General features: G+C 71.4%; 23 protein-coding genes. 12 read left to right on the top strand and 11 right to left on the bottom strand.

Annotation, left to right across the window (positions count from 1 at the left end; translation table 11 throughout):
- Positions 1–2: 2 nt before the first annotated feature.
- The gene (locus WMF33_RS04755; RefSeq protein ID WP_437336012.1) at positions 3–3,155 is read left to right on the top strand and encodes a hypothetical protein; all 3,153 of its coding nucleotides are present in this window, start codon (positions 3–5) and stop codon (positions 3,153–3,155) included.
- Positions 3,156–3,258: 103 nt separating this feature from the next.
- Here WMF33_RS04755 and WMF33_RS04750 read toward each other — a convergent pair whose 3' ends face one another.
- The gene (locus WMF33_RS04750) at positions 3,259–4,209 is read right to left on the bottom strand and encodes a LysR family transcriptional regulator (protein WP_437336011.1); all 951 of its coding nucleotides are present in this window, start codon (positions 4,207–4,209) and stop codon (positions 3,259–3,261) included.
- A 123-nt stretch (positions 4,210–4,332) separates the two neighbouring features.
- On the opposite strand from WMF33_RS04750, the gene WMF33_RS04745 reads away from it, so the two are divergent.
- The 3 genes from WMF33_RS04745 to WMF33_RS04735 all read left to right on the top strand — a co-directional run bounded on the left by WMF33_RS04745 (position 4,333) and on the right by WMF33_RS04735 (position 6,446).
- Complete coding sequence (locus tag WMF33_RS04745) at positions 4,333–5,181, top strand: oxidoreductase (RefSeq protein WP_437336010.1); 849 nt, start codon at positions 4,333–4,335, stop codon at positions 5,179–5,181.
- A gap of 126 nt (positions 5,182–5,307) precedes the next feature.
- The gene (locus WMF33_RS04740; RefSeq protein ID WP_437336009.1) at positions 5,308–6,012 is read left to right on the top strand and encodes a hypothetical protein; all 705 of its coding nucleotides are present in this window, start codon (positions 5,308–5,310) and stop codon (positions 6,010–6,012) included.
- Positions 6,009–6,446: a hypothetical protein gene (locus tag WMF33_RS04735; RefSeq protein WP_437336008.1), complete on the top strand. Its 438-nt coding sequence runs from the start codon at positions 6,009–6,011 to the stop codon at positions 6,444–6,446. The genes WMF33_RS04740 and WMF33_RS04735 overlap by 4 nt, the downstream gene beginning before the upstream one ends.
- On the opposite strand, the gene WMF33_RS04730 is transcribed toward WMF33_RS04735, so the two are convergent.
- The 3 genes from WMF33_RS04730 to WMF33_RS04720 all read right to left on the bottom strand — a co-directional run bounded on the left by WMF33_RS04730 (position 6,443) and on the right by WMF33_RS04720 (position 9,550).
- The gene (locus WMF33_RS04730; protein WP_437336007.1) at positions 6,443–7,372 is read right to left on the bottom strand and encodes a helix-turn-helix domain-containing protein; all 930 of its coding nucleotides are present in this window, start codon (positions 7,370–7,372) and stop codon (positions 6,443–6,445) included. The two genes, WMF33_RS04735 and WMF33_RS04730, sit on opposite strands and share 4 nt — an antisense overlap.
- Positions 7,373–8,778: 1,406 nt before the next feature.
- The gene (locus tag WMF33_RS04725) at positions 8,779–8,955 is read right to left on the bottom strand and encodes a hypothetical protein (RefSeq protein ID WP_437336006.1); all 177 of its coding nucleotides are present in this window, start codon (positions 8,953–8,955) and stop codon (positions 8,779–8,781) included.
- A 79-nt stretch (positions 8,956–9,034) separates the two neighbouring features.
- Entirely contained in the window at positions 9,035–9,550 is a 516-nt protein-coding gene (locus tag WMF33_RS04720) for a putative immunity protein (RefSeq protein WP_437336005.1), read from the bottom strand.
- A gap of 179 nt (positions 9,551–9,729) precedes the next feature.
- On the opposite strand from WMF33_RS04720, the gene WMF33_RS04715 reads away from it, so the two are divergent.
- Both WMF33_RS04715 and WMF33_RS04710 read left to right on the top strand, forming a co-directional pair.
- Entirely contained in the window at positions 9,730–10,332 is a 603-nt protein-coding gene (locus tag WMF33_RS04715) for a hypothetical protein (RefSeq protein WP_437336004.1), read from the top strand.
- The gene (locus WMF33_RS04710) at positions 10,311–11,690 is read left to right on the top strand and encodes a hypothetical protein (protein ID WP_437336003.1); all 1,380 of its coding nucleotides are present in this window, start codon (positions 10,311–10,313) and stop codon (positions 11,688–11,690) included. Before WMF33_RS04715 ends, WMF33_RS04710 begins: the two co-directional genes overlap by 22 nt.
- Here the strand turns inward: WMF33_RS04710 and WMF33_RS04705 are convergent.
- The 3 genes from WMF33_RS04705 to WMF33_RS04695 all read right to left on the bottom strand — a co-directional run bounded on the left by WMF33_RS04705 (position 11,687) and on the right by WMF33_RS04695 (position 13,616).
- Complete coding sequence (locus WMF33_RS04705) at positions 11,687–11,929, bottom strand: anti-sigma factor family protein (protein ID WP_061622586.1); 243 nt, start codon at positions 11,927–11,929, stop codon at positions 11,687–11,689. The genes WMF33_RS04710 and WMF33_RS04705 overlap by 4 nt on opposite strands.
- Before the next feature lie 6 nt (positions 11,930–11,935).
- Complete coding sequence (locus tag WMF33_RS04700; protein ID WP_437336002.1) at positions 11,936–12,673, bottom strand: RNA polymerase sigma factor; 738 nt, start codon at positions 12,671–12,673, stop codon at positions 11,936–11,938.
- Positions 12,674–12,764: 91 nt separating this feature from the next.
- On the bottom strand, positions 12,765–13,616 hold the full coding sequence (locus tag WMF33_RS04695; RefSeq protein WP_437336001.1) for an alpha/beta fold hydrolase: 852 nt from the start codon (positions 13,614–13,616) through the stop codon (positions 12,765–12,767).
- A gap of 426 nt (positions 13,617–14,042) precedes the next feature.
- On the opposite strand from WMF33_RS04695, the gene bioA reads away from it, so the two are divergent.
- Positions 14,043–15,326: an adenosylmethionine--8-amino-7-oxononanoate transaminase gene (gene bioA / locus WMF33_RS04690; RefSeq protein WP_437336000.1), complete on the top strand. Its 1,284-nt coding sequence runs from the start codon at positions 14,043–14,045 to the stop codon at positions 15,324–15,326.
- 303 nt (positions 15,327–15,629) lie between these two features.
- Here the strand turns inward: bioA and WMF33_RS04685 are convergent, their stop codons facing one another.
- Positions 15,630–16,298 carry a hypothetical protein gene (locus WMF33_RS04685; protein ID WP_437335999.1) on the bottom strand — a complete coding sequence of 223 codons (669 nt, stop codon included), beginning with the start codon at positions 16,296–16,298 and terminating at the stop codon, positions 15,630–15,632.
- Positions 16,299–16,573: 275 nt separating this feature from the next.
- Here WMF33_RS04685 and WMF33_RS04680 point away from each other — a divergent pair, with 275 nt between their 5' ends.
- Entirely contained in the window at positions 16,574–17,419 is an 846-nt protein-coding gene (locus WMF33_RS04680) for a GFA family protein (RefSeq protein ID WP_437335998.1), read from the top strand.
- A 65-nt stretch (positions 17,420–17,484) separates the two neighbouring features.
- Here the strand turns inward: WMF33_RS04680 and WMF33_RS04675 are convergent, their stop codons facing one another.
- The 3 genes from WMF33_RS04675 to WMF33_RS04665 all read right to left on the bottom strand — a co-directional run bounded on the left by WMF33_RS04675 (position 17,485) and on the right by WMF33_RS04665 (position 19,095).
- Positions 17,485–17,919 (bottom strand): STAS/SEC14 domain-containing protein, encoded by a 435-nt coding sequence (locus WMF33_RS04675; RefSeq protein WP_437335997.1) that lies wholly within the window; start codon positions 17,917–17,919, stop codon positions 17,485–17,487.
- An 87-nt stretch (positions 17,920–18,006) separates the two neighbouring features.
- Positions 18,007–18,210, bottom strand: coding sequence for a hypothetical protein (locus tag WMF33_RS04670; protein WP_437335996.1), 204 nt, complete (start codon positions 18,208–18,210; stop codon positions 18,007–18,009).
- Positions 18,211–18,627: 417 nt separating this feature from the next.
- Entirely contained in the window at positions 18,628–19,095 is a 468-nt protein-coding gene (locus WMF33_RS04665; RefSeq protein WP_437335995.1) for a hypothetical protein, read from the bottom strand.
- Between the two features lie 315 nt (positions 19,096–19,410).
- On the opposite strand from WMF33_RS04665, the gene WMF33_RS04660 reads away from it, so the two are divergent.
- From WMF33_RS04660 to WMF33_RS04645, 4 genes are all read left to right on the top strand, one after another.
- Positions 19,411–20,328, top strand: coding sequence for an alpha/beta fold hydrolase (locus tag WMF33_RS04660; protein WP_437335994.1), 918 nt, complete (start codon positions 19,411–19,413; stop codon positions 20,326–20,328).
- Between the two features lie 942 nt (positions 20,329–21,270).
- Positions 21,271–21,663 carry a hypothetical protein gene (locus tag WMF33_RS04655; RefSeq protein WP_061629487.1) on the top strand — a complete coding sequence of 131 codons (393 nt, stop codon included), beginning with the start codon at positions 21,271–21,273 and terminating at the stop codon, positions 21,661–21,663.
- 108 nt (positions 21,664–21,771) lie between these two features.
- Positions 21,772–22,560 carry a DUF5819 family protein gene (locus WMF33_RS04650; protein WP_437335993.1) on the top strand — a complete coding sequence of 263 codons (789 nt, stop codon included), beginning with the start codon at positions 21,772–21,774 and terminating at the stop codon, positions 22,558–22,560.
- A gap of 4 nt (positions 22,561–22,564) precedes the next feature.
- Positions 22,565–23,551, top strand: a complete 987-nt coding sequence (locus WMF33_RS04645; protein WP_061629489.1) for an HTTM domain-containing protein — start codon at positions 22,565–22,567, stop codon at positions 23,549–23,551.
- Positions 23,552–23,553: the final 2 nt, after the last annotated feature.

The following is a 23,553-nucleotide window of genomic DNA, read 5'->3' as shown; positions in this document are numbered from 1 at the left end:
GGATGTCGACCCCGAGCTTTCTACGTTGCTTCGCGCTGCTCCGCGCGTTTTCGGCCGCCGCGCTGACGGCGGGGATCTCCGCCGTTTCGTGCAGCGTGCCGGACTTCGAGTTCCCGCCGGCAGGCGGCGCCGCCCCCCCGCCGCACTGTACCGATGGCACGCAGTCCGACGGCGAGACGGGCCTGGACTGCGGCGGCGAGTGCGATCCGTGCCCGCTCGGCGCCGGCTGCGCCGCGAGCCGCGACTGCGCCGAGGGCGAGTGCATCGACGGCATTTGCCAGGAAGCGGGTTGCATGAACGACGCCCGCGACGGCTCGGAGTCGGACATCGATTGCGGCGGCAGCTGCGACAGGAAGTGCGCGACCGGCCAGGACTGCAACCAGGGCAGCGACTGCGAGAGCCGCGTGTGCCAGGAGGGCCTGTGCGTCGCGCCGACCTGCACCGACGGCGTGCACAACGGCACCGAGAGCGACGTGGACTGCGGCGCCGACTGCGGGGGCTGCGAGGACCGAAAAAACTGCCGCTCGAGCAGGGACTGCCTCAGCAGCGATTGCATCGACGGGGTGTGCGGCCCCACCTGCGCGGACGGGTACGCCAACTGCGATCGCCAGGTCGAGGGCGAATGCGAGGTGAACCTGCGCGGCGACGTGGACAACTGCGGCGACTGCGGCCAGAAATGCGCGCTGCCGCGCGCGACGGCCGAGTGCCAGGGCGGCGCTTGCAAGGTCAAGGAGTGCGAAGCGCCGTACGCCGACTGCGACGGCGACCCCGAGAACGGCTGCGAGGTGAACACCGCGATCGACTCGACCCATTGCGGCGCGTGCGACGAGCTGTGCCCGGCCGTGAACGGCGACGCGTATTGCGAGGCGTCGGAGTGCAAGGTCGAGTGCGACGAGGGCTTCACCGACTGCAACGGCCTGGTCGGCGACGGCTGCGAGAGGGCGGTCACCCGCGACGTGTTGAACTGCGGCGGGTGCGGCATCGAGTGCAAGCCCACGGCGGGCGGCAGGCCCTGGTGCCGCGACGGCGAGTGCGGAGAGACGGTGTGCCCGGCCGGCAGGGGCGACTGCAACGGCGACCCCGAAGACAGCTGCGAGGTGAACCTGGCCGCCGATCCGGAGAACTGCGGTACGTGCGGCAGCCTGTGCACGGTCGCCAACGGCACCGGCAAGTGCACGGCCACCGGCTGCGCCGTCGGCACCTGCGCGCCGGGCTTCGCGGACTGCGACGGCCGCTACGACAACGGCTGCGAGACCAACACGGAGACGAGCCTCAGCCACTGCGGCGGCTGCGGCGAGACCTGCACCATCGCCGGCGGCGACCCCAAATGCGAGGGCGGCGAATGCAAGGTGAGGACCTGCAACAGCGGGATGGGCGACTGCGACGGCGACCCGGACAACGGCTGCGAGACGAACGTCAACGCCAACCAGACCCACTGCGGCGCCTGCGCGGCCGCCGGCGGCGTCGACTGCAACACCATCTACGCGAACGCCACCGCGACGTGCCAGAGCGGCGCCTGCGCCTTCGTCGGCTGCAAGGCGGACTACGCCAACTGCAACAGCTCGCTGAGCGACGGCTGCGAGGCCAACGTCAGGACCGACGAGGCGCACTGCGGCGACTGCAGCACCCAGTGCAACACCCTCCACACCACCAGCAACCAGTGCGTCGACGGCGTCTGCAACCCGGTGTGCACGACCGCGCAGTACGACGACTGCGGGGTACCGAAGAACGGCTGCAACATCGATCTGTGGAACGACGAGAGCAACTGCCTCGGCTGCAACCTCGTTTGCCAGAGCGGGTCGAGCGCCCACGTCGTCAGCAACACCTGCAGCTCGTCGGGCTGCAACCCCGTGTGCGCCGGAGCCTACGAGAGCTGCGACGGCAACGCGAACAACGGGTGTGAGACGGACACCGCCACGAGCCCGAGCCACTGCGGCGATTGCAACCAGGTGTGCAGCACCGCCGCCGGCGCGCACGTGACCAGCAACGGCTGCAGCGGCGGCGAGTGCCGGCCGGTGTGCAGCGGCGCGTGGCGCAACTGCGACGGCGACGGCATGAACGGCTGCGAGAAGAACACCGCCAGCGACATCAACGCTTGCGGCGGTTGCGACACCCGGTGCCTTACAGCGCACGCGAGCGCCACCACCTGCACGGCCGGCGCCTGCGTGCCCACCTGCAGCGCGGGCTGGAAGGCGTGCGCGAACCCGGAGGCCGGCTGCACCACCCAGCTCGGCACGGTCAGCAACTGCGCCGATTGCGGCGACGTGTGCAGCAACGCGCACGCGAGCGCCGTCGCCTGCACCGCCGGCACCTGCGTGCCCACCTGCAACGCGGGCTGGAAGGCGTGCGGCGACCCGAGCGACGGCTGCACCACCCAGCTCGGCACCTCGAGCAACTGCGGCGACTGCGGCCACGTGTGCTCGGGAGCGAGGCCCATCTGCTCGAACGGCAGCTGCGTCGTCACGCCGGACATCGTCGTCGTCAACTCGACCACCGGCAGCGTGAGCGCCAGCGGGTCGACGACGCCCATCATCACCGTGAACCACGCGCTGCAGTCGCCGTCGGGCAACGATCGCATGGTCCTGGTCGGGGTCGTCGCCTCCGAGAACGCGCTCGTGCCGGTGAGCGTCACCTACGACGGCACGCCGATGACGCTCTTCAACGGGGTGACGACCGAGAACAACGCCACGGCGCGCATCTACTACCTCCTGGACAGCCAGCTGCCGACCACCACCGGCACCAGGCCCGTGGTGGTGCAGATGGCGAGCTCGGCCAGCTGGGGCATGTACTTCGCCAACGTGGTGGAGCTGAAGGGCGTGCATCAGTCGAACCCGTTCGCGAGCACCACCTCGACTGGCCTCCTCAACAACGGAGCGGACTGCAACGGCACGGCCCGAGGGGTCACCACCAACTTCAGCGGGACCAACTCGTTCGTGTACACGGTGATGGCGGCGCGCAACGCCGGCGCCAGCCCCAGCATCATCCCCACCTCGGCCACCTCGACGATGAACCTGCGCCAGACCTCGCCGGCGACCATGGTCGCGCTGGCCGGCTATCTCGTGGCCAACTCCAACACCACCATCTCCTGGAATGTGAGCAACTGCTGGAGCACCGCCGGCGTCGGCGTCGCCGTGCGGCGCGCCGGCGGCGGCTGAACCGAGGCAGCGCGGCCGTCGCCGTGAGGGGACAGCGCCGGCGCCGAGGTCGGCGGCGTGGCGCCGCGGCCGCGGCCGCGCCGAGCCGCGGGTGGGTCCGGGCTCACGCGGGGCCCTCGCCACCGGAGGCGCCGGTCCGACCCGAGCGACGCTTGGCCTTCTGCCCGCGAGCGCTCGTGACGCCCTCGATCAGCGCGCGGAGCTTCGGCTGCTCCTGGGTGCGCGCCGGAAAGTACAGGTAGAAGCCAGGTCCCTTCGTGATGAACGCCTCGAGCACGCGCTCCAGCCGGCCCTCGGCGAGGTCGCGCTCGATGGCCTGGTCGGGGACGTACGCGAGGCCCGACCCCGCGCACGCGAGCGCGACCATGAGCGCGATGTCGTCGACGACGATGCCGCCGGGGACATCGACCGTGATCGTCTTGCCCCGGCGTTCGAGCTCCCAGCGATAGACGGTGCCGCTCGCGATGAGGCGCTGGCGGATGGCGTGATGGCGGACGAGGTCCTCCGGCGCGCGCGGCCGCCCCGCCTTCGCGAGGTAGGCCGGCGAGCCGACGATCGACCACGACGAGTCGCTCGTGATCGGGACCCGCACCATGTCCTTCTCGACCGCGTCGCCGAGCCGGATGCCCGCGTCGAAGCCTGCTGCCACGAGGTCGACGAAGGCATCGTCGAGCGAGACCTCGATGGACAGCTCCGGGTACGCCTCCCGCATCTGCGCCACGAGCGGGGCGAGGAGCCATGCGCCGCTCATGCGCGGCGCGGTGATGCGGAGGTTCCCGGAGGGGCGCCCGCGGTAGTCGCCGAGCGCGGCGAGCGCCCCCTCGACGTCGGCGATCGCGGGCTGAAGGCGCCGAAAGAGGCTCTCGCCCGGCTCGGTGAGCGCGACGCGCCTCGTGGTCCGCTGAAACAGCACCACGCCGTACCGTCGCTCGAGGAGCTTGATCTTCTGGCTCACGGCGGTGGGGGTGACGCCGAGCGCGGCGGCGGCGGCGGTGAAGCTCTTGCAGCGGCCCACGGCGAGGAACGTCGTGAGCCCGTCGAGCGCGTCGATCATGCCCGATTATGAAGCGTACGTTCATAGAGCTTCAAGCGTTCTGCGCATTTTCTTCAAGGTCGGGATGCTGCATGTTCACTCGTGCGAGGGGGGCAGAGCCCCCGGACACGAAGAGGAGATCCCATGGAAACGAGCGAGAACAAGCGTGTGTGGTTCATCACGGGAGCGTCGCGCGGGATCGGCGCGGAGATCGCGAACGCGGCGCTCGCCGCCGGCGACCGGGTGGTCGCCACCGCGCGCGATCCGAGGAGCATCACGGACCGGTTCGGGCGGCAGGAGGCGCTCCTCCCCGTGGCGCTGGACGTGACGGACGAGGCGTCCGTCGCCGCCGCGGTCGAGGCTGCCGTCGCGCGGTTCGGCCGGATCGACGTGCTTGTGAACAACGCCGGCTACGGCGTCGTCGGCGCGATCGAGGAGACCCAGGGCGACGAGGTGCGGCGCGTCTACGAGACGAACGTGTTCGGCCTGCTCGCGGTGACGCGGGCCGTGCTCCCGCAGCTCCGGAAGCAGCGCGCCGGCCTGATCTTGAACCTCTCGTCGGTGGGCGGCTACCGGTCGGGGCCCGGGTTCGGCATCTACTGCTCGACGAAGTTCGCCGTCGAGGGGATCTCGGAGGCGCTGCACGCGGAGCTCGCGCCGCTCGGCATCTCGGTGACGATCCTCGAGCCGGGCTACTTCCGCACGGAGTTCCTGGAGGCGAAGTCCGTCGTGGCGACGGGAAAGGTCATCGACGATTATGCGGAGACCGCGGGCAAGGTCCGGAGCTACGCGAAGGAGGTCAGCCTCCAGCAGCCTGGCGACCCGGTGCGGCTCGCCCGCGTGGTCGTCGAGCTCGCCCGCGCGAAGAACCCGCCGCTGCGTCTGCCGCTCGGCACCGACGCCGTCGCCGCGATCGAGGCGAAGAACGCGCTCGTGGCGCAGGAGCTCGCCGCGTGGCGCGCGGTCTCGGCGTCGACCGACTTTCCGACGTGAAGCTCGCGCGCCCGGGCGGCGCTGGCCGTTCCACCTCGGGCAAGTCTTCACTTCCACGTCGAGCAAACATCCGAGCTCCGCCTGCCGCATGCTTCGACGACCCGTTGCGGGGTAAGGAGCTTTGCCATGAAGGAGGGTGCGAGAATCTCGACGATCCCGGCGCGCGACGACGGCAGACCCACGCGCCGCGACGTCCTGACGGCCGGCCTCGGCGGCCTCGGGCTCACGGCGCTCGGTTTCGCCGGGTTTGCATCGAAGCAGCTCGTCCCGCAGCCCCTCGTCTATGACCTGTCGGCGCCGGCGCCGCCCGTCGTCGCGCTCGCGCCCACGCCCGCGTGCGCCGACCAGCCCGCGACGGACCGCGCGGAGGAGGGGCCCTTCTACGCCCCGAACACGCCGCTCAAGAGGGACTTCCGGCGCCCAGACCACCGCGGCCGCGAGCTCGTGCTGCGGGGTCGCGTGCTCGACGTGCGCTGCCGCCCCATCCCGGGGGCCGTGATCGACCTCTGGCAAACCGACGAGGACGCGTTGTACGATAACGTCGATTACGGATACCGTGGCCACCAGTTCACCGGCCCAGGCGGCGAGTTCGAGGTGAGCACGGTCTTACCGAAAAGATACGCGATCCTCGGCATGGTCCGATCGCCTCATGTCCACGTCAAGGCGCAGGGGGCGAAGACGAAGCTCCTGACGACGCAGATCTTCTTTCCGGAGGACGCGGAGAGCCATGCGCGCGACCCCCTGTTCAATCCGAGGCTCGTCGTCGACCTCCGACAGACCGCCTCGGGGCCCCCGGTCGCGACCTTCGACTTCGTCCTGGAGGACGCATGACGCCCGCGCGGGCCCCCGCCTGGATCCGCGTCGTGATCGGCGCGCTCGGCGCGGCGAGCTTCGCGCTCGGTCTCGCGTGCTTCGTGATGCCGGCGCGGCTCTTCGGGCCCGACGCCTATCGAACGCTGGCGCGCGTCCCGATCGGGCTCCTCGGCGCCATGGCGCTCGGCGTCGCGCTCGGGGCGGCGCGGGCCTTGCGCCACGCGACCGTGGACGCCGTACGGACCGTGGCGGTGACGATGTTCGGCGCGGCCGTCCTCGTGCCGCCGGTCGTCACGTTCAACATCGGCGCTTTCGGCAACCTCACGTCGGCGGCTCGCGCCTTCGCGATAGCCGCCCTCGTCGTCGCCTTCGTCAGCGTCCCGCTGCTCTTGAGCCTTCGCGTCCTGAAGAGGATGTACCGCGCCAGAGACCCGCGCGCGAGCCGCCCTTAGCGCCAGGGCTCGTCGTCGCCGAGCTTCGCCGCGGCGACGGCGAGCGAGGTGCGTTTGCGCCACTGGCTGGGCGTCATGCCGAAGCGACGGGCGAACGCGCGCGAGAAGTGGCTCTGGCTGGAGAACCCGCTTTCGACCGCGACCGCGAGGAGCTTCGTGTCCGGGCTGCCGAGCTTCAGCGCCTCCGCGGCGCGCTGTAGTCGCCGCTCTCGGATCCAGGCCTCGACGCTCGATCCGCTCGCGGCGAACAGCCCATCGAGGTACCGTCGGCTGACGCCTTGCGCGGAGGCCACCCGCTCGGCCGTCAGGTCGGGATCCGCCAGCTCACGCTCGATGAGCGCGATGGCGCGCTCGACCCGGACATGGACGCGCGCGGTCCGTCGCGCGTCCTGCGCCGCGGACGACATCCTCGCCGAGGCGTCGAGCGCCGCCAGACCGGCCTCCTGCTGCGCGCCGTCGATGTGGGGCGCCGAGGACCAGAGGTTCAACAGGAGGTCGTGCAGCAGCCGATCGACGGCGTTGTCCTTCGTCATGACGCGGAGCGGCGCGCGCTCGAACATGCCGCCTCCGAAGGTGCGCGATGGAACGCGCGCGAAGAGCCACCGCTGCGCGTCGCTGCTGCCGTTCGCCGTGCGCACCGTCGGTTTCGAGTCGTCGAGGATCACCATCGAGCCGGGCGTGAGCTCGCAGGCGCCCGCCGGCTGCTCGATGACGCAGCCTCCCTCGAGCTGAAGCAGGACGGCGTGCCCTCCGCCGGTCTCGGAACGCGGCGCGTGCACGGACCGCAGCGGTCCGCCGTCGATCATCATCATCTCGCCTGCGCCGAGCGGGTGGGACGAGGCCGCCGCGCGGGGCGACCGCCCTGGCGTCGCGGCGTCCACGCCCCGGCGCAGCTGCTCGCACGGCGAGGGTTCCTCGCGGCCCATGCGGGTAGAGGAGCAAAGCGAGCCAGGTCTGTCAATCCGGGCGGACGGAGCCAGGAGGCCGGGCAGAGCGCCGGAGAGCGCGTTCGAAAGGCGCAAAGGAACAAAGGCGCTTCCGGAGCATCACCATCGCCTCGGTGAGCATGCCCAAGCTTACCATGCCGCCATATTCGCCCGGCAATATTCGCTCCCGCATCGTCGCGGCCTCGCCGAAATTTTGCACCAAGGGCGAACGTCGCAATCTGCCGCGGCGGCGGGATCAGCGCGATTTGCGCCTGGCGCGCTCGACGCGCCAGCTCGGTCGAGGAGGTCGGGGGCGTTATGCCGGCGGGAATGTTTTCTGGAGCGCCGGAGGGCGCCGAACCACACGAACGGGCCCCGGGGCCTGGGAGCCCCCAACACTGTTCGGTGAGGGAGTACGACATGCATGCAGGGGAACATGGCTCCGGCCGAGTACTTGGCACGTGGAAGGGCTCAACGCCCAGACGATAAGGCGGCTACTTCGTTGAATGGGACCTAGTTGGCGCTATCGCGCAGCGGGCTGCAGAGCTTTAGGGGCAGATTCGCGCCCGCGCGGCCAACATATTCTTAAGCCTCTCCGGGTGCTCGCGAAGATCTTGCGCGCAAACCCGATTGGCCTCGAGATAGTCGTCGTATCCTTTTCGGCACGCGTTCCCGATTTCCGCGACGATCCCGGTCCCGCTGAATCCCCCAAATGCCCCAGGTCCGCCCCTGCAGCCGTTCTCTGCAGCATTCCAGCCAATATCATACGACGCCTTTTCCAGCGGAGTCAGCGGTTCCGACGCCGCGGCTCCGCTGACGCACGCCAATGTTGCGCACAGGATTCCGAGGGCTAGCTTTGCTCTCATTTTTGGCTCCATGAATAAACGTCGACTGGCCATAGTGCATGCTCATCATGCGCTGGCTGGTCGCATTTCGATTACGGAGCAAAGACTGTGCCGCGACCGCGCCGCTTGGTGTTCTGAGTCAGAGGACACGCCATGCGTTCGACCAGGATTTCTTCCCGCTCCCGAACCCCTCAGCAATCGGGAGCGGGCCTAAGCTACCACTGCCGTGGATGCTGACGAACCGAGTGTGGCCTTGTTGAGATCAGGGGTATCGTAGCTGACGTCCCCTGCGCAGGCATCCAGCAGCCCAGAGTAAGGAGCGGAGCCTGTCCCGGATGACCTCCGGGCCATTGGCACCCGCTCCAGATCCAGGACGGCGCACCTGCGGGACGGAGGCATCGGGTTCCGTAGGCGAGAGCCGGAGTGCGTCCTCTCCGGTACGGCGTGGAATTTCTCTTGCGCACTTCAGCGAAAGGAGAGCGATGCCCACGATGTGACACATGGCGTGGCCCGACGCCAAACTACGCGCTCGGCGGTCCGTCGCCGCGTCGCCCTGGTACATTACCCCTTCCCGGCGTCCCCGGCCTCGACCGTCTTCTTCCTGAGCGCCCGGATGAGCTTCTGCAGGCCGGCCTGGAGCTTCGCGTCGTCCCCGTTTGCTCCCTCGAAGTCGGCCACCACGCGGTCGCGCACGGCCTGGGCGACGTCCGCGTTCGGCGGCTTCCAGCCGGTGAACACGTCGTCGTCGAGCCATCCGGGGATCCGCCCATCGTTGACGTCGGAGTGGCCATCATCTCCCTCGCGGCGGCGCGTCGGATCAGTCGACGAACACGTTCCAACAGAGCGCGTTTCGCAGCTTTTGATCGTCGAGGACGAGGTCGCGTATCTCGTCGGTCAGCTGCTCCCACTGCCACGCGCGTTCGGCTCGCGCGGCCGCGTCCCCTTGGCCCGGCGGCGCGGCCTCCCTGGCAGCCCTGATGGCGTACGCCGCGGCCCCCAGCTCATGGGCGGCGACGTGCGCCACGGCCACCGCCTGACCCGCCGCGAGGGCGGCGAACCGGGCGGCGGGAGGCGCGTCGCGACCAGCGGCGTTGGAGGCGAACGCCGCGTTGTGACACTCTCTCATCGTAGCCTCGCCCCGGGTCCACGCCCGCACGAGCGCGATCGCCCTGCGCGGCCGGTCATCGTCTGGCCTGCAGTCATCGAAGAACCTCATGACGTGCTCCGCGCAATCTGCGGCCCAGATCGCCAGCGCGTGATGGGTGCCGTCCTCCAGGAGCCCTCCGCGGCGGATGGTGATGAACCGTGGGTCACGTTTTTTGGGGAGAATCATGTGCTGTTTGCTCTAGAACACTTCGTCGGCGGGATTCCTGACCCGCGGCGCTAGCACCAAACGCCCCCAATCCCTTCGGAGCGTTCACCGACGACTTCCGCCTCAACGCATGATCGTCGCCTGAGCCTGGCTGCTGCAGGCTTTCGTCGCTGTGGGATGCTCGTCGTAGGGAGGGCATCATGACGACGGACACGGCGACGACACAGGCGAGCGAGGCACCGCAGCAGGCGTGGGTACGCTGGCAGCGCGAGCATGCGGACGTGCTGGAGGGGTCGACACGGTCGGAGCAAGTGCTGCTGGAGGCGGCGGTGCGGTTTGGGGCCGCCATCGCGGCCCAGCCGATCCTGCTGCGCGTCGCAGCCTATTTCCTCCTGCATGCGGACATGGGCCTGACCGCAGCGCAAGTGGGCGCGGCGGTCGGTCGCACCGACCGGGCCATGCGCACCGTGCGCACGCTCTCGGCCCACCAGATGCTCGAATCGATCTGGGCGGAGCTCGGGCGGCACCGGCAACCGCGGCTGCGCCCGGAGCATGCCGGTCCGATCGCGAAGTACCTCGTCGACCATCCGCGATGCACTCAGCCCGAGGTGGTCGCGTTCATCGCGCGCGAGCTCGGTGTCGAGATCGAGCAGCAGACGCTCCGCCGGTTTCTCGACGCCTACGGCCTGTACGTCTTTCGCCCGGATCACGATCGCGCGGAGGCGCATGTCGCGCGCCCCACCTCATCGGGCGCACCCATTTCGGGGGCGCCTTCCTCCTGTTGCCGGCCGCGCTCGCCCTGAGCCGCGTCGCGGAGCGCACGCTGGCCAGGGCGCTGGGAAGCGCGGACAAGGCGCGGCGCCTTGCGCTGTCGCTGTTCTTCCGCGCGGCCTTGGGCATCGAGCGCATCTTTCACTTCGAGACCCTCGACGATCCGGGCTTCGCGATCCTGTCCGGCGGCAAGAAGGTCATCTCTCGGTCTCGCCTCGGTGGGCTGGTGCGCGCGGTGACGACCGAAGGGGTCAAGAAGCTCACGCGCGCCACCGAGGCGTGGGGCGCGCTGCGAAACCGCAGGGTGACACTGAGTCTCGACGAGCACGTCGTCGCCCGCTTCACGCGCAAGTTCAAGATCCCGAAGGGCTTCCATACCCTCCGCAACAAGAAGATGCGCGCCGAGAAGCTCTTCTTCCTGCACTGGCCCCAGGCGCGCCGTTTCCTCGGGCTCGTTGTTACCCGCGGCAACGGCAAGCTGATCGATCGGACCCTCGGCTTCCTCCGCGCTGTGCGTCGGTGCGTCCGAGTCCGTCAGCTGCGCTTGATCATCGACGCAGGCGCATCCGCCACCAACGAAGGCCTCCGGCGCCTCGACCGCTTCGGCAAGACCGTGTTCTTGATCCGCGCGCCTCGTCGGCCGGGCTACGTCGATGCCTGGAAGCGATTGCCGCGAACGCGCTTCACCCCCTACGAGGAGCCCGGCCGGTACAAGGGCGCCAAGCTCAAGAGGATCGAGCTCGCCGAGACGACCACCACGATCCGCGGCATCGCTCGGCCCCTGCGTACCGTGGTCGTGCGCGAGCACGCGATGAAGGGCAAGGACCGCTGGCACGCGCTCTTCATCTTGCACGACACCACGACGCCGGCCCTGGAGCTGCTGCACGAGTACCGCACTCGCCAGCACCACGAGCAGGGCCACCGCATCGGCGTGCACGACCTCTGGCTCGACACGTCGGCGAGCGGTTATCCCAAGCGCGGCCGTCCCGACCGCCCCGGATTTCGCCAAGGACCGCTCGCGCTCTGCGCCTGGCTCGCCGCGCTCGCCTGGGACGCGCTCCGCGCCTTGGGCGACGCTCTGCCCCCCCGCTTCCACTTCGCCCACCCGCGCACGCTGCGGCGCTGGGTCCTGATGCGCGACGCCGACCTGATCCTCACGCCCTCGCACCTGCTCGTCGTGCTGGCCTTCCTGCCGCATCGAGCCTGGCTCCGCCCGCTGGTCCAACGCTTCAATGCGGCAGGGGTCGGCTTGCCGTGGCTCGGCGGGCGCCGCGTCGTGATGGGGTTCGATGCCAGGGGCCGCACGCCGTCAGACGCACGGCCTGTGCTGCCAAATGCCGCGGAAGTGGGTTCTGGCAGCGCGAAGAGCTGTGGGAGCGTTTGGTGCTAGTCGGCGGTCGTCTTCCGCCGCTGGAACTGCGCGAACAGCGCGGCGCGGACCTCGTCGTGCAGCGGCTCGCCCGGGATCCCCCGGAGCGCGTCGATCGTCAGCTCCATCTGCCGCAGGTAGGTCCGGCACCGATCGCACCACGCGAGGTGCCGTGCGCAGCCCTCCTCCTGCTCCGAGGACAGCTTTCCCTCGCTCCGGTCGGTGATCATCTCCGTCAGCTGACAGCACGTGACGACCATGCGCGCTCACCCCCTCGTCAGGTATCGCTCCAGCGCGGCCCGGAGCTTCGATCTGCCACGGTGCAACAGGACCCGCTGGTTCGCCTCGCTGATGCCCAGGATCTCGCAGACCTCGTCGGAGGGACACCCCTCCACGTCGCGCAGCAGGACCACCGCGCGCTGGCCAGGCACCAGCGCCTCGATCTCCCGCTGGAGCACGGCGCCGATCTCCTTGCGCAGCAAGAGCCCCTCCGGGCTCTGCTCCGTCCAGGGGACAGGCGGGCTCACCCAGTCGCCCGTGCTGTCGAATCGCGCCGGCTCGACCGCGGGCTCGCCGCCCCGATCCCCGTCCTCCAGCCACGAGACGGGGACCGTGCGCTTCTCCCGCGCGCCCCACGTCCTGGCGCGGTTCGTGAGGATCCGGAACACCCAGGTCTTCAGCGCGGAGCGCCCCTCGAAGCGGACGAGCCCGTCGAAGACCGCCGCCCAGGTCTCCTGGACGACCTCCTGCGCGCATGCGGGGCCGGCGATGGCCCGGGCGAGCCGGAGCATGGGCGTGTGGAGCTGGGTCACGAGCCGCTCGAAGGCCTGCTCGTCGCCCGCGAGGAGCCGGCGGACGAGCGCGAGGTCGTCCGCCGACGCCGCGGAGCCGGCCGCGCCGTCCGTCGCGGGGAGCGGGCCTATCTCGGCCGATGCGCGCTGCGCCGGTGCGGCCGCAGTGCCGTCGGCGTCGGCGCCGGCGCCGGCCAGAGCGTCGTGGGACACGCGGAGGACGGTACCACGCCGCCGAGCCCCCCAGCAATCGACGCCGATCCGTGGCGGCTCGCCCCGGGGAGGACGGCGGCCGCCGCCGGGGTCACAGCGACGTCAGCGCGTCCGCGACCTCCTTCGGCTTCGTCAGGAAGGGGGCGTGGCCCGCGTCGATCGAGATCACCTTCTCGCAGGGCAACGCCGTGTACTGCTGCCTCTGCTCCGCAGGGCTGATGGCGAGATCCTGGAGCGCCTCGATGTAGACCCGCGGGACCCTCCCCCACCGCTCCTCGGTGACGTGGATGGGCTCGTCGAACGGCTTGGCGGGCTCCTCGCGCAGGTGGCTCTCGAGCGCCTCGATGTCCTCCGGAGAGCAATCCTGGCAGAAGGCGTCCTCGGCCCACCCCTCCTTGAAGCTCAGCGAGGTGCCGTCGCTCGACGGGGCCGCGTACGCCTTGATCTCCGCCCCCGCGTCGTCGGCCCACTCCTGGTTCAGCGACTGGCCGTCCTTCATCAGGAACGCGGTCAGGTAGACAAGCGTCTTCACCTTGTCGGGCCGCTGCTCGGCCGCCTGGCTCACCACGATGCCGCCCATGCTGTGGCCCACGAGGATCACGGGGCGCGAGGCGCTGTCGATGACCTCCACCACGGCGTCGGCATAGGCCTGCAGGCTGGCGCTCGCGAGGGGCGTCCGGTCCTCGCCGTGCGCGGGGAGATCGAGGGCGATCACCTCGTTGCCGCCGGCCTCGAGGAGCGGCACCACCTTGTCCCAAGCCCAGGCGCCCACGAAGGCGCCGTGGACCAGGACATACGTATTCTTCTCCGATCCCTCGGGGCCGCCGGCGCCGGTCGCGCCGTCGCCGTCCCCGCCGCCGCAGGCGGGGAGCGCGGACGACATGAGCGCCGCGGCCGAGATCATGGTGCCAAACCGCAGGACCTTGCGAAGCAGACCGTTCATGGATGTCTCCTCATCGTCGCCTGGCTCTCCTCGAGCGCGACGTCATCAGGTGTCTCGACGTGCGATGAATGCGCGCGCCCCTGCGCCCGGGCGTGTCCCCGGCGCGACGGCGGCTCATCCCGCTACGAGCACAGTCTCGGAGAGGGCCCGAACGTTACAGCCCGCTCGAGGAATCGTACGAAGGGGGTCGCGCCCTCGCGCCTCGGCGGCGGCGGCGCCGGTCCGGGGCCGCCGGGGCGCGGCGGCGCTGGGCAGGGAGGCCCGTGCCCGGCGGACCCTGGTGGCGCTGCGCGTTCTGGGCTAGACGCGCCGCGATGCCCTGGCGAACGGTCGAGCCCCGAGGAACCCGCGCGCTCGCGCGCCGCAGCCCGCTTCGACGCGAAGAGGACGGCACGCCGTCGGCTCGGCAGGCCGGAGGAGGGCGCCGTGGCTAGCGGGGACGACCTCGTCGCGCGCGACCGCCGCTGCGTGATGCACCCCTACGCCGCGCCCATCTCGAGCGCGCCGCTCTTCGCCGTCGAGCGCGCGGAGGGCGTGCGCCTCACCCTCACCGACGGCCGCGAGCTCGTCGACGGCATGTCGTCCTGGTGGGCCGCCATCCACGGCTACGGGCACCCGGCGCTGACCGCGGCGATCAGCGCCCAGCTCGGGCGGATGAGCCACGTCATGTTCGGGGGCCTCACCCACGCGCCCGCGGTCGAGCTGTGCGAGGCGCTCGTGGCGCTCACGCCCGAGCCGCTGACGCGCGTCTTCCTCGCCGACTCCGGATCCGTGTCGGTCGAGGTGGCGATCAAGCTCGCCTTGCAGTTCTTCATCGCGCGGGGGCAGCCGGAGAAGCGCCGCCTGGTCAGCGTGCTCGGCGGCTACCACGGCGACACGTTCGGCGCGATGGCGGTCACCGACCCCGTGAACGGCATGCACCACCTGTTTCGCGGCGCGCTCGCCCAGCACCTGTTCGCCCCGGCGCCCGGCCCGGCCTTCGGCGCGCCCTGGTCGCCGGAAGCGCTGGGCAGCATGGCCGCCCTGCTCGAGCGGCACGCGCACGAGGTGGCGGCCGTCATCCTCGAGCCCGTCGTGCAGGGCGCCGGCGGGATGCGCTTCTACCACCCGGGCTACCTGCGCGAGCTGCGCGCCCTCTGCGACCGCCACGACGTGCTGCTCGTCCTCGACGAGATCGCGACCGGCTTCGGCCGCAGCGGGGAGATGTTCGGCTGCGAGCACGCGGGCATCGCGCCGGACATCCTGTGCCTGGGCAAGGCCCTCACCGGCGGCACCATGACCCTGGCCGCCACGCTCTTCACGGAGCGGGTGGCCGAGACCATCGCCGGGAGCGATCCGCGCGTGTTCATGCACGGCCCCACGTTCATGGGCAATCCGCTCGCGTGCAGCGCCGCGCTGGCCAGCGTCCGGCTGCTGCTCGACTCGCCCTGGCGCGCGCGCGTCGCGGCCATCGAGGCGCAGCTGAAGCGCGAGCTCGCCCCCTGCCGCGCCCTCGACGCGGTGGCCGACGTGCGCGTGCTCGGCGCCATCGGCGTGGTCGAGCTCGAGCGGCCCGTCGACATGGCGCGCGTGCAGCCGGCGTTCGTGGAGCGCGGCGTCTGGCTACGGCCGTTCGGGAAGCTGGTCTATACGATGCCGCCTTACATCATCGCGCCGGAGGATCTGTCGCGCATCACCGGGGCCATCGTGAGCGTGGCGTCCGAGCTCTGATCCGCACGCGCAGGTCCCGCTGCTCGAGCGCGACCACAGCGTAAGCACGAGCGACCACGGCCTTGGCGCGCTTGCCCTTCGGCGGAGCCTGGCGGCGAGGGAGGCGCGGCGGGGGTGCACGCCGAGGCAAGGAGGAGCAACGGAACGAGGGCTCGCATGCCGACCGCATAGCATGTGCGCATTGATGCGCGCGGCGTCCGTACCGCAGGGGGGCGTCGTGTCGCCGACCTCGCGCGTCGGCAAGCTCGACCTCCCGCACCGCCACCGGGACGGCCGGCGGGCCGAGCGCACGCCTCCGCCGCGTCACTGCGGCGCCTGGAACGTCACCTTGCCCTGTGCGTCGAGCATCTGGATGCGCGCCTGCCCGTCGCGGTCGACGCCCAGGATGATGCGCTCGCGGCCCTGCGGGTCGGAGAGGACGATCTGCGCGTCCTCGTTGTGGTTCTCGATGGCGATGCGGCGCTGCGCGACCTTGCCGGCGGCGATCACGTCCAGGTCCTGCGGCGGACGCGAGTTGATGAGGAAGCCGGCCAGCGCGTCGGCGCCGTCCGGGCTGATGCGCGTCACCAGCCCCATCGCGTCGTAGTTGGGATAGTCGAGCGCCAGCGCGCCGACCTTGCCCGTGCCCGCGTCGGTGATGGCCAGCCCGCCGACCTCGTTGCCCCTGGCGTCGTAGAACACCATACCGGCCGGATGCACCGCGCGCGGGTATTCCTTGCCGGCGAGCCTGGGTAACGGGAAGCGCTCGGCGTTGGCGATCACCAGCCGCGTCGCCCCGTTGGGATCGACCACATTGATGCGCTCGGCGGTGAGCTCCTCGCCCGTGCCCAGCGATCGGGCCGCGGTCAGCGCGACCGCGCACATGGCCAGCGTGGACAGCGCGGCGTAGACCTTGAGCCAGCGCACGTCGCGGCGGAGCCGGTGCAGCTGCGAGGCGAGAACGGAGATGTCTTCGGCGTGTTGCGGTTCCATGCGGGCTCCGGGCGATGGAGGGGGATGCGCGGCGCGGCTCGGGCCGCGGCGGCCGTCGCCCGCGGTTCCAACCATGCGCGCAACGGCGCGTCCAGCGCAGCGCCCCTGACGCCCTTCCCTTCATCCTCGCGGCGCGCGCCGGGCCGGAGCGCGCGCACGCGAGGACCGCGCTCGCGCCGGCGAGGACGAGCAAGGAGCCGCCGCCGTGCTACCGTGCGCGCCCCGGTCATCGCGCCGGCGCACACGGTTCACGCACGACCACGGGAGGTACGACCATGACCAAGGGCGCGTGTCTATGCGGAACGGTCCGCTACGAGATCGACGGTACGTTCCAGATCATGCTGAACTGTCATTGCTCGTTGTGCCGCAAGTTCCACGGCTCGGCGTTCGCCACGGCCGCGGTCGCGCCGCTGGCAGGCTTTCGCTGGCTCGCCGGCGAGCAAGCCGTCCGCGCGTCGAGCGCGAGCCCTCATCGCTTCTTCTGCGGCACCTGCGGTGCGGCCGCGCCGCTGCTCTCCCACGAGCGGCAGTTCGCGCTGGTCCATGCCGGCAACCTCGAGGGCGATCTCGGCATCGAGCCGCAGTTTCACCAGTTCGTCGGCTCCAAGGCCCCCTGGTACACGATCACGGACTCCCTGCCTCAGTTCGAGCAGTGGCCGCCCGGGACCCAGGCGCCGGTCGTGGAGCGCCCCGCGGTCGAGGCCAGAGAGGGAGTCACCCAGGGCAGCTGCCTGTGCGGCGACGTGGCGTTCGAGTTCGACGGTACGCCCCTGCGCATGATGTACTGCCACTGCACGCGCTGCCGCCGCGGGCGCAGCGCCGCGCACGCGGCCAACGTCTTCGTGGCCCTGGACAGGTTCCGCTGGGTCCGCGGCGAGGCGCAGGTCGCGAGCTACAAGCTGCCCGAGGCGCGGTTCTTCAGCGTGGCCTTCTGCACGGGTTGCGGCGGCGCGGCGCCGCGCCTGTCGCCCGAGCGCGGCTTCGCCGTGGTGCCCGCGGGCACGCTCGACACCGATCCTGGCATCCGGCCGGCGGCGCACATCTTCGTCGGCTCCAAGGCGAGCTGGTTCCGGATCACGGGCGACGTGCCGCAGTTCGACGAGCTGCCGCCCCAGGCCTGAGGACGGCATCGAGGGCTCGGCCGCGGCGCCGTCGCCGGACGCCGCGAAGCACGCGGCAGGCGGCGTCAGGTGACCTGGCGCCGGGCGGCCCGGAGCGCGTCTCGCTGAGCGAACAGCCACGCGCGCGCCTCGTCCTCCGTCGCGAAGAACTGCTGCGGGTAGGGCCGTCCTGTGATCATGTGGATGCCCTTCGCGAGGAGCGCCACGATGACGCGCACCGAGAAGCTCGCTCCGACGAGCGCGACCGCATCGATGCGCGCGCTCCGCACCTCTTCGGTCAACACCTTGCGCGCCAGCGGCGGGATGATCCCCATGTGATGCGCGTCGGCGAGCACCAGGACATCGCGGCCGCTCTCCGCCACCCGCCGGAGGACAGTGAAGACCGCGCGCGCTCGGTCCTCGGTGAGCTCGCCGCGCATGGTCAAGCGCAGGAGGCCGTCGGGCTCTTCATGAACCTCGGGGCTCGCGTCCTCGGGGCCGAGATCGCTCATGCTGAGCATGCTAGCGCCTCTCGGGCGCATTGTGCGCGCCCGCACGGGCGTGGGCGTCGACCGCCGCGAGCTCGCCGACCTGCGCCCTGCTGGGCGTCATGCGCTCGAGCCCGCCCTGAGCCGGAGCGCGTCTCGCTGGGCGAGCAACCACGCGCGCGCCTCGCCCTCGGTGTCGAAGAACTGCTGCGGGTAGGGCCGTCCCGTGAGCATCTGCACGCCTTTCGCGAGGAGCCCCAGGACGACGCGCAGGGAAAAGCTCGCTCCGAGGATCGCGACCGCATCGACGCGCGTGCTCCGCACCTCCTCCGTCGTCGCCTTGCGCGCCGGCGCCGTGAGCCGGCGCCGTGAGAAGGCCCGCCTGACGCATGTCGGCGAGCACCAGCACCTCGCGGCCGCTCTCCGCCACCCGCCGAAACACGCCAAAGATGGCGCGCAGTCGCTCTTCCCTGAACTCGCCGTCGATCGTCACATGCAGGATGCCGTCGGGCTCGTCACGTACATCGGGGCTCGCTCCCTTGAGGCCGAGATCGCTCATGCGGACCATGCTAGCTCCTCTGCGGCGAGGCGCGGTGCGCGCCCTCACGCTCAATGCCGCTGGCGATGGGGCGACGCGAGCGAGCGAGCGCATCGGTCGAGGCGGCGGACGGCGCCGCCCGCGCGCGCGCGGCGGTCACCGTCCCCCTCGGCAGCGCGCCGGCGCGACGCCGCTCCCGTCCATCACTTCGCGCCCGCCAGCCGCAGCACCTCGGCCCGTTCGGCGTCGGTCGGCTCGCGCTGGCAGTCCTTGCCGGCGCCCTGCAAGGCGTCGAGCTGACGGACGAGATCGCCGGGATCGACGCTCATGCAACCCTCCTCGAACTGCGAGCACTCGGCGACCGAGAGCGCGGTCCCCGCGACGTAGCGGCAGTCGGGATCCCCGGGCGGGTACCTCAGGAACATGGAGGCCTGGGTGAGCAGACATGCGGCGTCCGACGGCGTGCTCGCCTTCTTGCAGCGCGCGGCGGCGATGCGCGCCATCCGTTCCAGGTCGGCCGCCGCGTACATCGGGACCCGAGGGCGCGCAGGCTGCGCGCTCGCGGCGCCGGCGGTCCGCGGGCCCGCCGCCGGCCGCGGCGTCTCCGAGCACGCGCACGCGAAGCCGACGCACGCGCCGACGAGGGCGAGCAAGGATCCCCCAGACCTCATGGTTGCGACAAGTACCACGCTCGCTTCATCGCCCGCAACCGACGCAACCGACGCAACCGACGCAACCGACGCAACCGACGCAGCCACGCGCGCCTCCCCCGGCTCTCCTCGCGCCTCCACTCACCTCCATCGAGCCAGCCCCGGCGCGCAGGTCCCCGCTGGCCGTACCTCGGCGGCCCGCCAGGCCGGGCCGCGCCGCCGCGCCAGCCCTCGAGCGGCGGCTCGCGCTCTTCCATTACCTGGCAGGTAATCGACCCCCGCCCGCGGCGTGGTTCAACTCCTCCTCACAACGCGCGACGAGGAAGGAGAACCGCAATGACGGAACAGCATATCGACACGCCGGCCGCACCCGTGGATCCCGAAGCCGGCCCGGCGGCGAGCCCGGGAGAGCCGCGGCCGGCGCGGAGCAGGCCGCGGCCCGCCGCCGGCCCGTTCATCGAGGCGCAGGACGGCGCGCGCCTGTTCCACCGCGACTGGGGCGCGGGCAAACCCGTGCTGTTCCTCTCCGGATGGGCGCTGAGCAGCGAGATGTGGGGCTACCAGATGGCCGACCTCGTCGATCACGGGCTGCGCGGCGTCGCCTACGACCGGCGCGGGCACGGCCGCTCGAGCGATCCGGGGCGGGGCTACGATTACGACACGCTCGCCGACGACCTCGCCGCGGTGCTGGAGCGGCTCGATCTGCGGGACGTCACGCTGGTGGGCCATTCGATGAGCGGCGGCGAGATCGCGCGCTACCTCTCGCGCCACGGCGACGGCCGGATCGCCCGCGCCGTGTTCCTGGCGCCCACCACGCCGATGCTCCTCAGGGCGGCGGACAACCCGGACGGGCTCGATCGGCGCCTCGTCGAGCAGGCGCGCGCGGCGATGCGCGCCGACTACCCGAGATGGCTGGCGGACAACGCGCCGCCGTTCTTCGTGCCCGAGACGTCGCAGGCCATGAGGGACTGGGTGCAGCACCTCATGCTCCAGTGCTCGATGAAGGCGCTGCTCGACTGCAACCGCGCGTCGGTCGAGGCCGACTTCCGCGACGAGCTGCGCCGGATCGCGGTGCCGACCCTCGTCATCCACGGCGACCGCGACGCGTCGGCGCCGCTCGCGCTCACCGGCGAGAAGACGGCGGCGCTCATCCCGGGCAGCCGCCTGCTCGTGATCGAGGGCGCGCCGCACGGGCTGTTCGTCACCCACCGCGAGCGCGTCAGCCGCGCCCTGCTCGCCTTCGCGCGCGCCTGAGCGGCCGCGCCCGCGCGGCGGCGCGGCCCTCGTCGCGGCGCGGCGGCGCTCCCCCGAGGGCCGCGCCGCCGCGCCGATCCGCCGGTCAACCACACTTGCAGACCGGCTCGCCGCCCGCGTCACAGTAGCATTGACACACTCCATCAGGGCACGAGATCTCTCGATCACCCCTCGGGCAGCTGACGACGCACGAAGCCACCGAGTCCGCCTCGACCGCCGCCGCGGCGTCAGCTCCGCTGGCGCGCGAGGGACCACGGTCGCCTGCGCCGGTCGACCCCCGTGATTCGCCGTCCGCGGCCCCCGCGCTCGCGCTCGTCCGGAGCGTCGTGGGGGCGGGCAGGATTGACATCATCACCACCGATAGCAGCGTAGCGCGCATCTTCACTCCTCCTGTCCAGCGATGGTTCCACGGCTGGACATCGTGGATGGTCGAGGAGCGAGGCACGCGGCGTGCCGATCCGCGCGGCGCGCGGCCGAGATCGCGGCGCCTGGGCCGTCCAAGGGGCGCTGTCCCGCGCGCGCCCGCCGAGCTCGGGCGGCGGAGCCAGGTCGGCTGCGCGGGTCGAGCTCGCCTGTCGCGCCGCCTCACCGCCGCTCGGGGCGACCTCGCGGCTCCGCGCGCGACGCGCCGAGCAAGCCGCTGCGCGTGGTGGTTTGCTCGACCGCGCAAGCCGCCCGGCAGCCCGAGCGCGCGGCCCAGCGGGCGCGGCCTGCAGGTGGGCTCGGCCAGCGGGCGGAGCGCGCGCTGCGCCCGCGGAGAGGGCGTCCGGCACGGCGCGTGCTCTTGGTCAGAGACAGAGAGCCTACCATGAGCTGCGAGTTGGCTTGACGCGCAGAGCCCGCGGAGCACCGCAGTCACGCGGGGCTCCGCGGGGCTCGACCATCGCAGCTGGCATGTCGGGCCGCTGCAACCATCACATGATTGAACGGAAAGGGAAGAGCATGACACGCAAGATCATCACGGCGCTCGCGGGGTTGTCTTTGTTCGTCGGCATGGCGCTGGCGCACGCGTCGACGCCCGCGGCCTCGAGCATGAAGGCTCGCCCCGTCCTCGGCGCGGAGGCGAGCGCCGCGACGCCGGAGAGGGTGGCGTACTACGGGTACCCCGCGGCCAACGTGGCCACCACGACGCAGGTGGGCCTCGCGGGCATCGCGATCGGGACCTCGGGGGTCGTCTCCCAGGCGGCGGTCGCCCAGGCCGGCGGGATCGGCAACGTCGGTGTCTCGACGGCCAACGCGCAGGGCTTCGGGGGCCGCGGCATCGGAGGCTGGCGGAGGATCGCGATGAACGACGCGCCCGCGTGCGGTCGAGCGGACGTCCTCTTCGACAACTAGCTATCTCGGCCGGCCCGCCGGGGCCGCCGCCGTTCACGGGCCGCGCGCGGGCGGAGCGCCGCGCGCGGCCTCCTCTCCGACGACCCCGAACCCGGAATGGACGAACCCATGCGCCGAACCCTCCGCGTGCTCTCGACGTCCGCGCCCGCGCTGCTCGCCGCGGCGCTCGCATTTCATTTCGCGATGACGCTCTCGTACCTGACGCCGCAGAACCCGCTCAAGCTCCGCTTCGCGCGGCTCATCGACGGATACATGCACCCGCTCCTCCAGCAGAACTGGCACCTCTTCGCCCCGGACCCCATCACCGACACGCGCGTCCTCATGGTCGCCTGCCGCCTGCGCCAGCCGGACGGCGGCGCGACCGAGACCGGGTGGATCGACATCACGACCCCCTACTGGGAAGCCCACCTGGACGACCGGCTCGGCCCCGCGGCGCGCCTCGGGCGATCGGTGACCGGCGCGGCGCGCCTGATCTACAGCGCCGATCCGACGTCGCTGCAGATGGCGAAGAAGCTCGAGGAGCATCGCGCCCGCGCGCAGGCGGGCGGAGGCGGCGCGGAGGCCCCCGAGGAGCAGGTGGTCGACAGGCTCCGGGACGAGGTGAAGAAAGAGCAGGACGCCGGCTTTCAGCTCGGGAAGCTCGTCCTGGAGCGCGCCGGCTCCGCGCACTGCGACAGCCTGTTCGGTCCGAACCGCACCGCCGCCGTGCGGATGCGCATGGCGGTGCTGAAATTCCCGCGCTTCTCCCGGCGCGACCTGCCCGACTCGAGAGGTGCGATGACGTACTACGATTTCGACTGGGCCCCAGTCCAGGCGGTGGCGCCGCTGGGGGCGGCGGCGGGGGACGATCGAAGGCCGCCGGTGGCCCTCCGGGCGGCCGCGCTGGAGGAGAGGTGACGCCATGCCGAGCAAGCCGAGCGCGCGCTGGCATCGCGTCGTGGAGCTCGCGAGCCGCGAGCGCTGCCTGATCGGGGCCAGCCTCTTCCGGATCGTCGCCGGGCTGACCATCCTCCACCTCTACCTCGCCAACTACTACCAGCGCCATTACCTCTACGGCCCCGAGGGGGTATGGCCGTTCGCGAGGTCGCTCGAGGAGGCCCGCAGCGCCGGCGCGTTCTCGATCTACGTGCTCAGCCGATCGCCGCTCTACTTCGAGGTCGTCTTCCACCTCGGCGTCCTGTTCGCGGCGCTGTGGGTGGTCGGCTTCCGCACGCGGCTCATGTCGCTGCTCACGTACGTCGGGCTCTGGTCCTTGCACCAGCGGAACCCCGTCCTGCTCGACGGCGGCGACAACGTCGTCCGGCTCGCCCTCCTGTATGGCATCTTCGCCGAGCTCGGCGCCCATTTCTCGCTCGACGCCGACCGCCTCCGCGCGCAGCGGGAGCGCGGCGGGGAAGTCCAGCGCCTCAAGGCGATGGTGCACAACGCGGCGATCCTCGCCTGCGCCGTCCAGGTGTGCCTGGTCTACGGGGTCGCCGGGCTGTACAAGGTGCAAGGGGAGCTGTGGCAGAACGGGACGGCCCTCTACTACATCACCCGCGTCGGCGAGTTCACGTGGCCCGGCCACAGCGAGGGCCTCTATCACAGCGTGGCGCTGGTGACGGCGCTGACCTACGCGACGGTCGCGTTCCAGCTCGGCTTCCCGTTCCTGTTCGCCCTGAACCGGCACACACGGAGGCTCGCGCTCGCCGGCGCATTCCTGTTCCACGCCGGCATCGCGGTCATGATGGGCCTCGGGACGTTCGCCGCGTTCATGATCAGCGTCGAGCTGGCGCTCGTCTCGGACGCGGAGTATCGGGCGATCGGCGCCCTCTCCAGGCGGCTTTTGTCCTTCGAGGTGCCCTCGCTCCGGCGCCTCCTGTCCGGGCGCCGGGTCCGAGCGAGGTAGCG

Origin of the sequence: Sorangium sp. So ce394 (assembly GCF_051474665.1) — a bacterium.
Lineage (GTDB): Bacteria > Myxococcota_A > Polyangia > Polyangiales > Polyangiaceae > Sorangium > Sorangium cellulosum_D.
The sequence above is the reverse complement of the archived record's forward strand: the minus strand, read 5'-3'. Positions and strand labels throughout refer to the sequence as shown.

Coding starts and splice junctions, on each gene's coding strand:
- WMF33_RS04645 (WP_061629489.1), top strand. CDS start 22,565: ATGCCGAGCAAGCCGAGCGCGCGCTGGCATCGCGTCGTGGAGCTCGCG.
- WMF33_RS04715 (WP_437336004.1), top strand. CDS start 9,730: ATGACGACGGACACGGCGACGACACAGGCGAGCGAGGCACCGCAGCAG.
- WMF33_RS04655 (WP_061629487.1), top strand. CDS start 21,271: ATGACACGCAAGATCATCACGGCGCTCGCGGGGTTGTCTTTGTTCGTC.
- WMF33_RS04650 (WP_437335993.1), top strand. CDS start 21,772: ATGCGCCGAACCCTCCGCGTGCTCTCGACGTCCGCGCCCGCGCTGCTC.
- WMF33_RS04720 (WP_437336005.1), bottom strand. CDS start 9,550: ATGATTCTCCCCAAAAAACGTGACCCACGGTTCATCACCATCCGCCGC.
- WMF33_RS04665 (WP_437335995.1), bottom strand. CDS start 19,095: ATGAGGTCTGGGGGATCCTTGCTCGCCCTCGTCGGCGCGTGCGTCGGC.
- WMF33_RS04755 (WP_437336012.1), top strand. CDS start 3: ATGTCGACCCCGAGCTTTCTACGTTGCTTCGCGCTGCTCCGCGCGTTT.
- WMF33_RS04680 (WP_437335998.1), top strand. CDS start 16,574: ATGACCAAGGGCGCGTGTCTATGCGGAACGGTCCGCTACGAGATCGAC.
- WMF33_RS04730 (WP_437336007.1), bottom strand. CDS start 7,372: ATGGGCCGCGAGGAACCCTCGCCGTGCGAGCAGCTGCGCCGGGGCGTG.
- WMF33_RS04695 (WP_437336001.1), bottom strand. CDS start 13,616: ATGAACGGTCTGCTTCGCAAGGTCCTGCGGTTTGGCACCATGATCTCG.
- WMF33_RS04675 (WP_437335997.1), bottom strand. CDS start 17,919: ATGCTCAGCATGAGCGATCTCGGCCCCGAGGACGCGAGCCCCGAGGTT.
- WMF33_RS04750 (WP_437336011.1), bottom strand. CDS start 4,209: ATGATCGACGCGCTCGACGGGCTCACGACGTTCCTCGCCGTGGGCCGC.
- WMF33_RS04660 (WP_437335994.1), top strand. CDS start 19,411: ATGACGGAACAGCATATCGACACGCCGGCCGCACCCGTGGATCCCGAA.
- WMF33_RS04705 (WP_061622586.1), bottom strand. CDS start 11,929: ATGGTCGTCACGTGCTGTCAGCTGACGGAGATGATCACCGACCGGAGC.
- WMF33_RS04740 (WP_437336009.1), top strand. CDS start 5,308: ATGAAGGAGGGTGCGAGAATCTCGACGATCCCGGCGCGCGACGACGGC.
- WMF33_RS04685 (WP_437335999.1), bottom strand. CDS start 16,298: ATGGAACCGCAACACGCCGAAGACATCTCCGTTCTCGCCTCGCAGCTG.
- WMF33_RS04745 (WP_437336010.1), top strand. CDS start 4,333: ATGGAAACGAGCGAGAACAAGCGTGTGTGGTTCATCACGGGAGCGTCG.
- WMF33_RS04735 (WP_437336008.1), top strand. CDS start 6,009: ATGACGCCCGCGCGGGCCCCCGCCTGGATCCGCGTCGTGATCGGCGCG.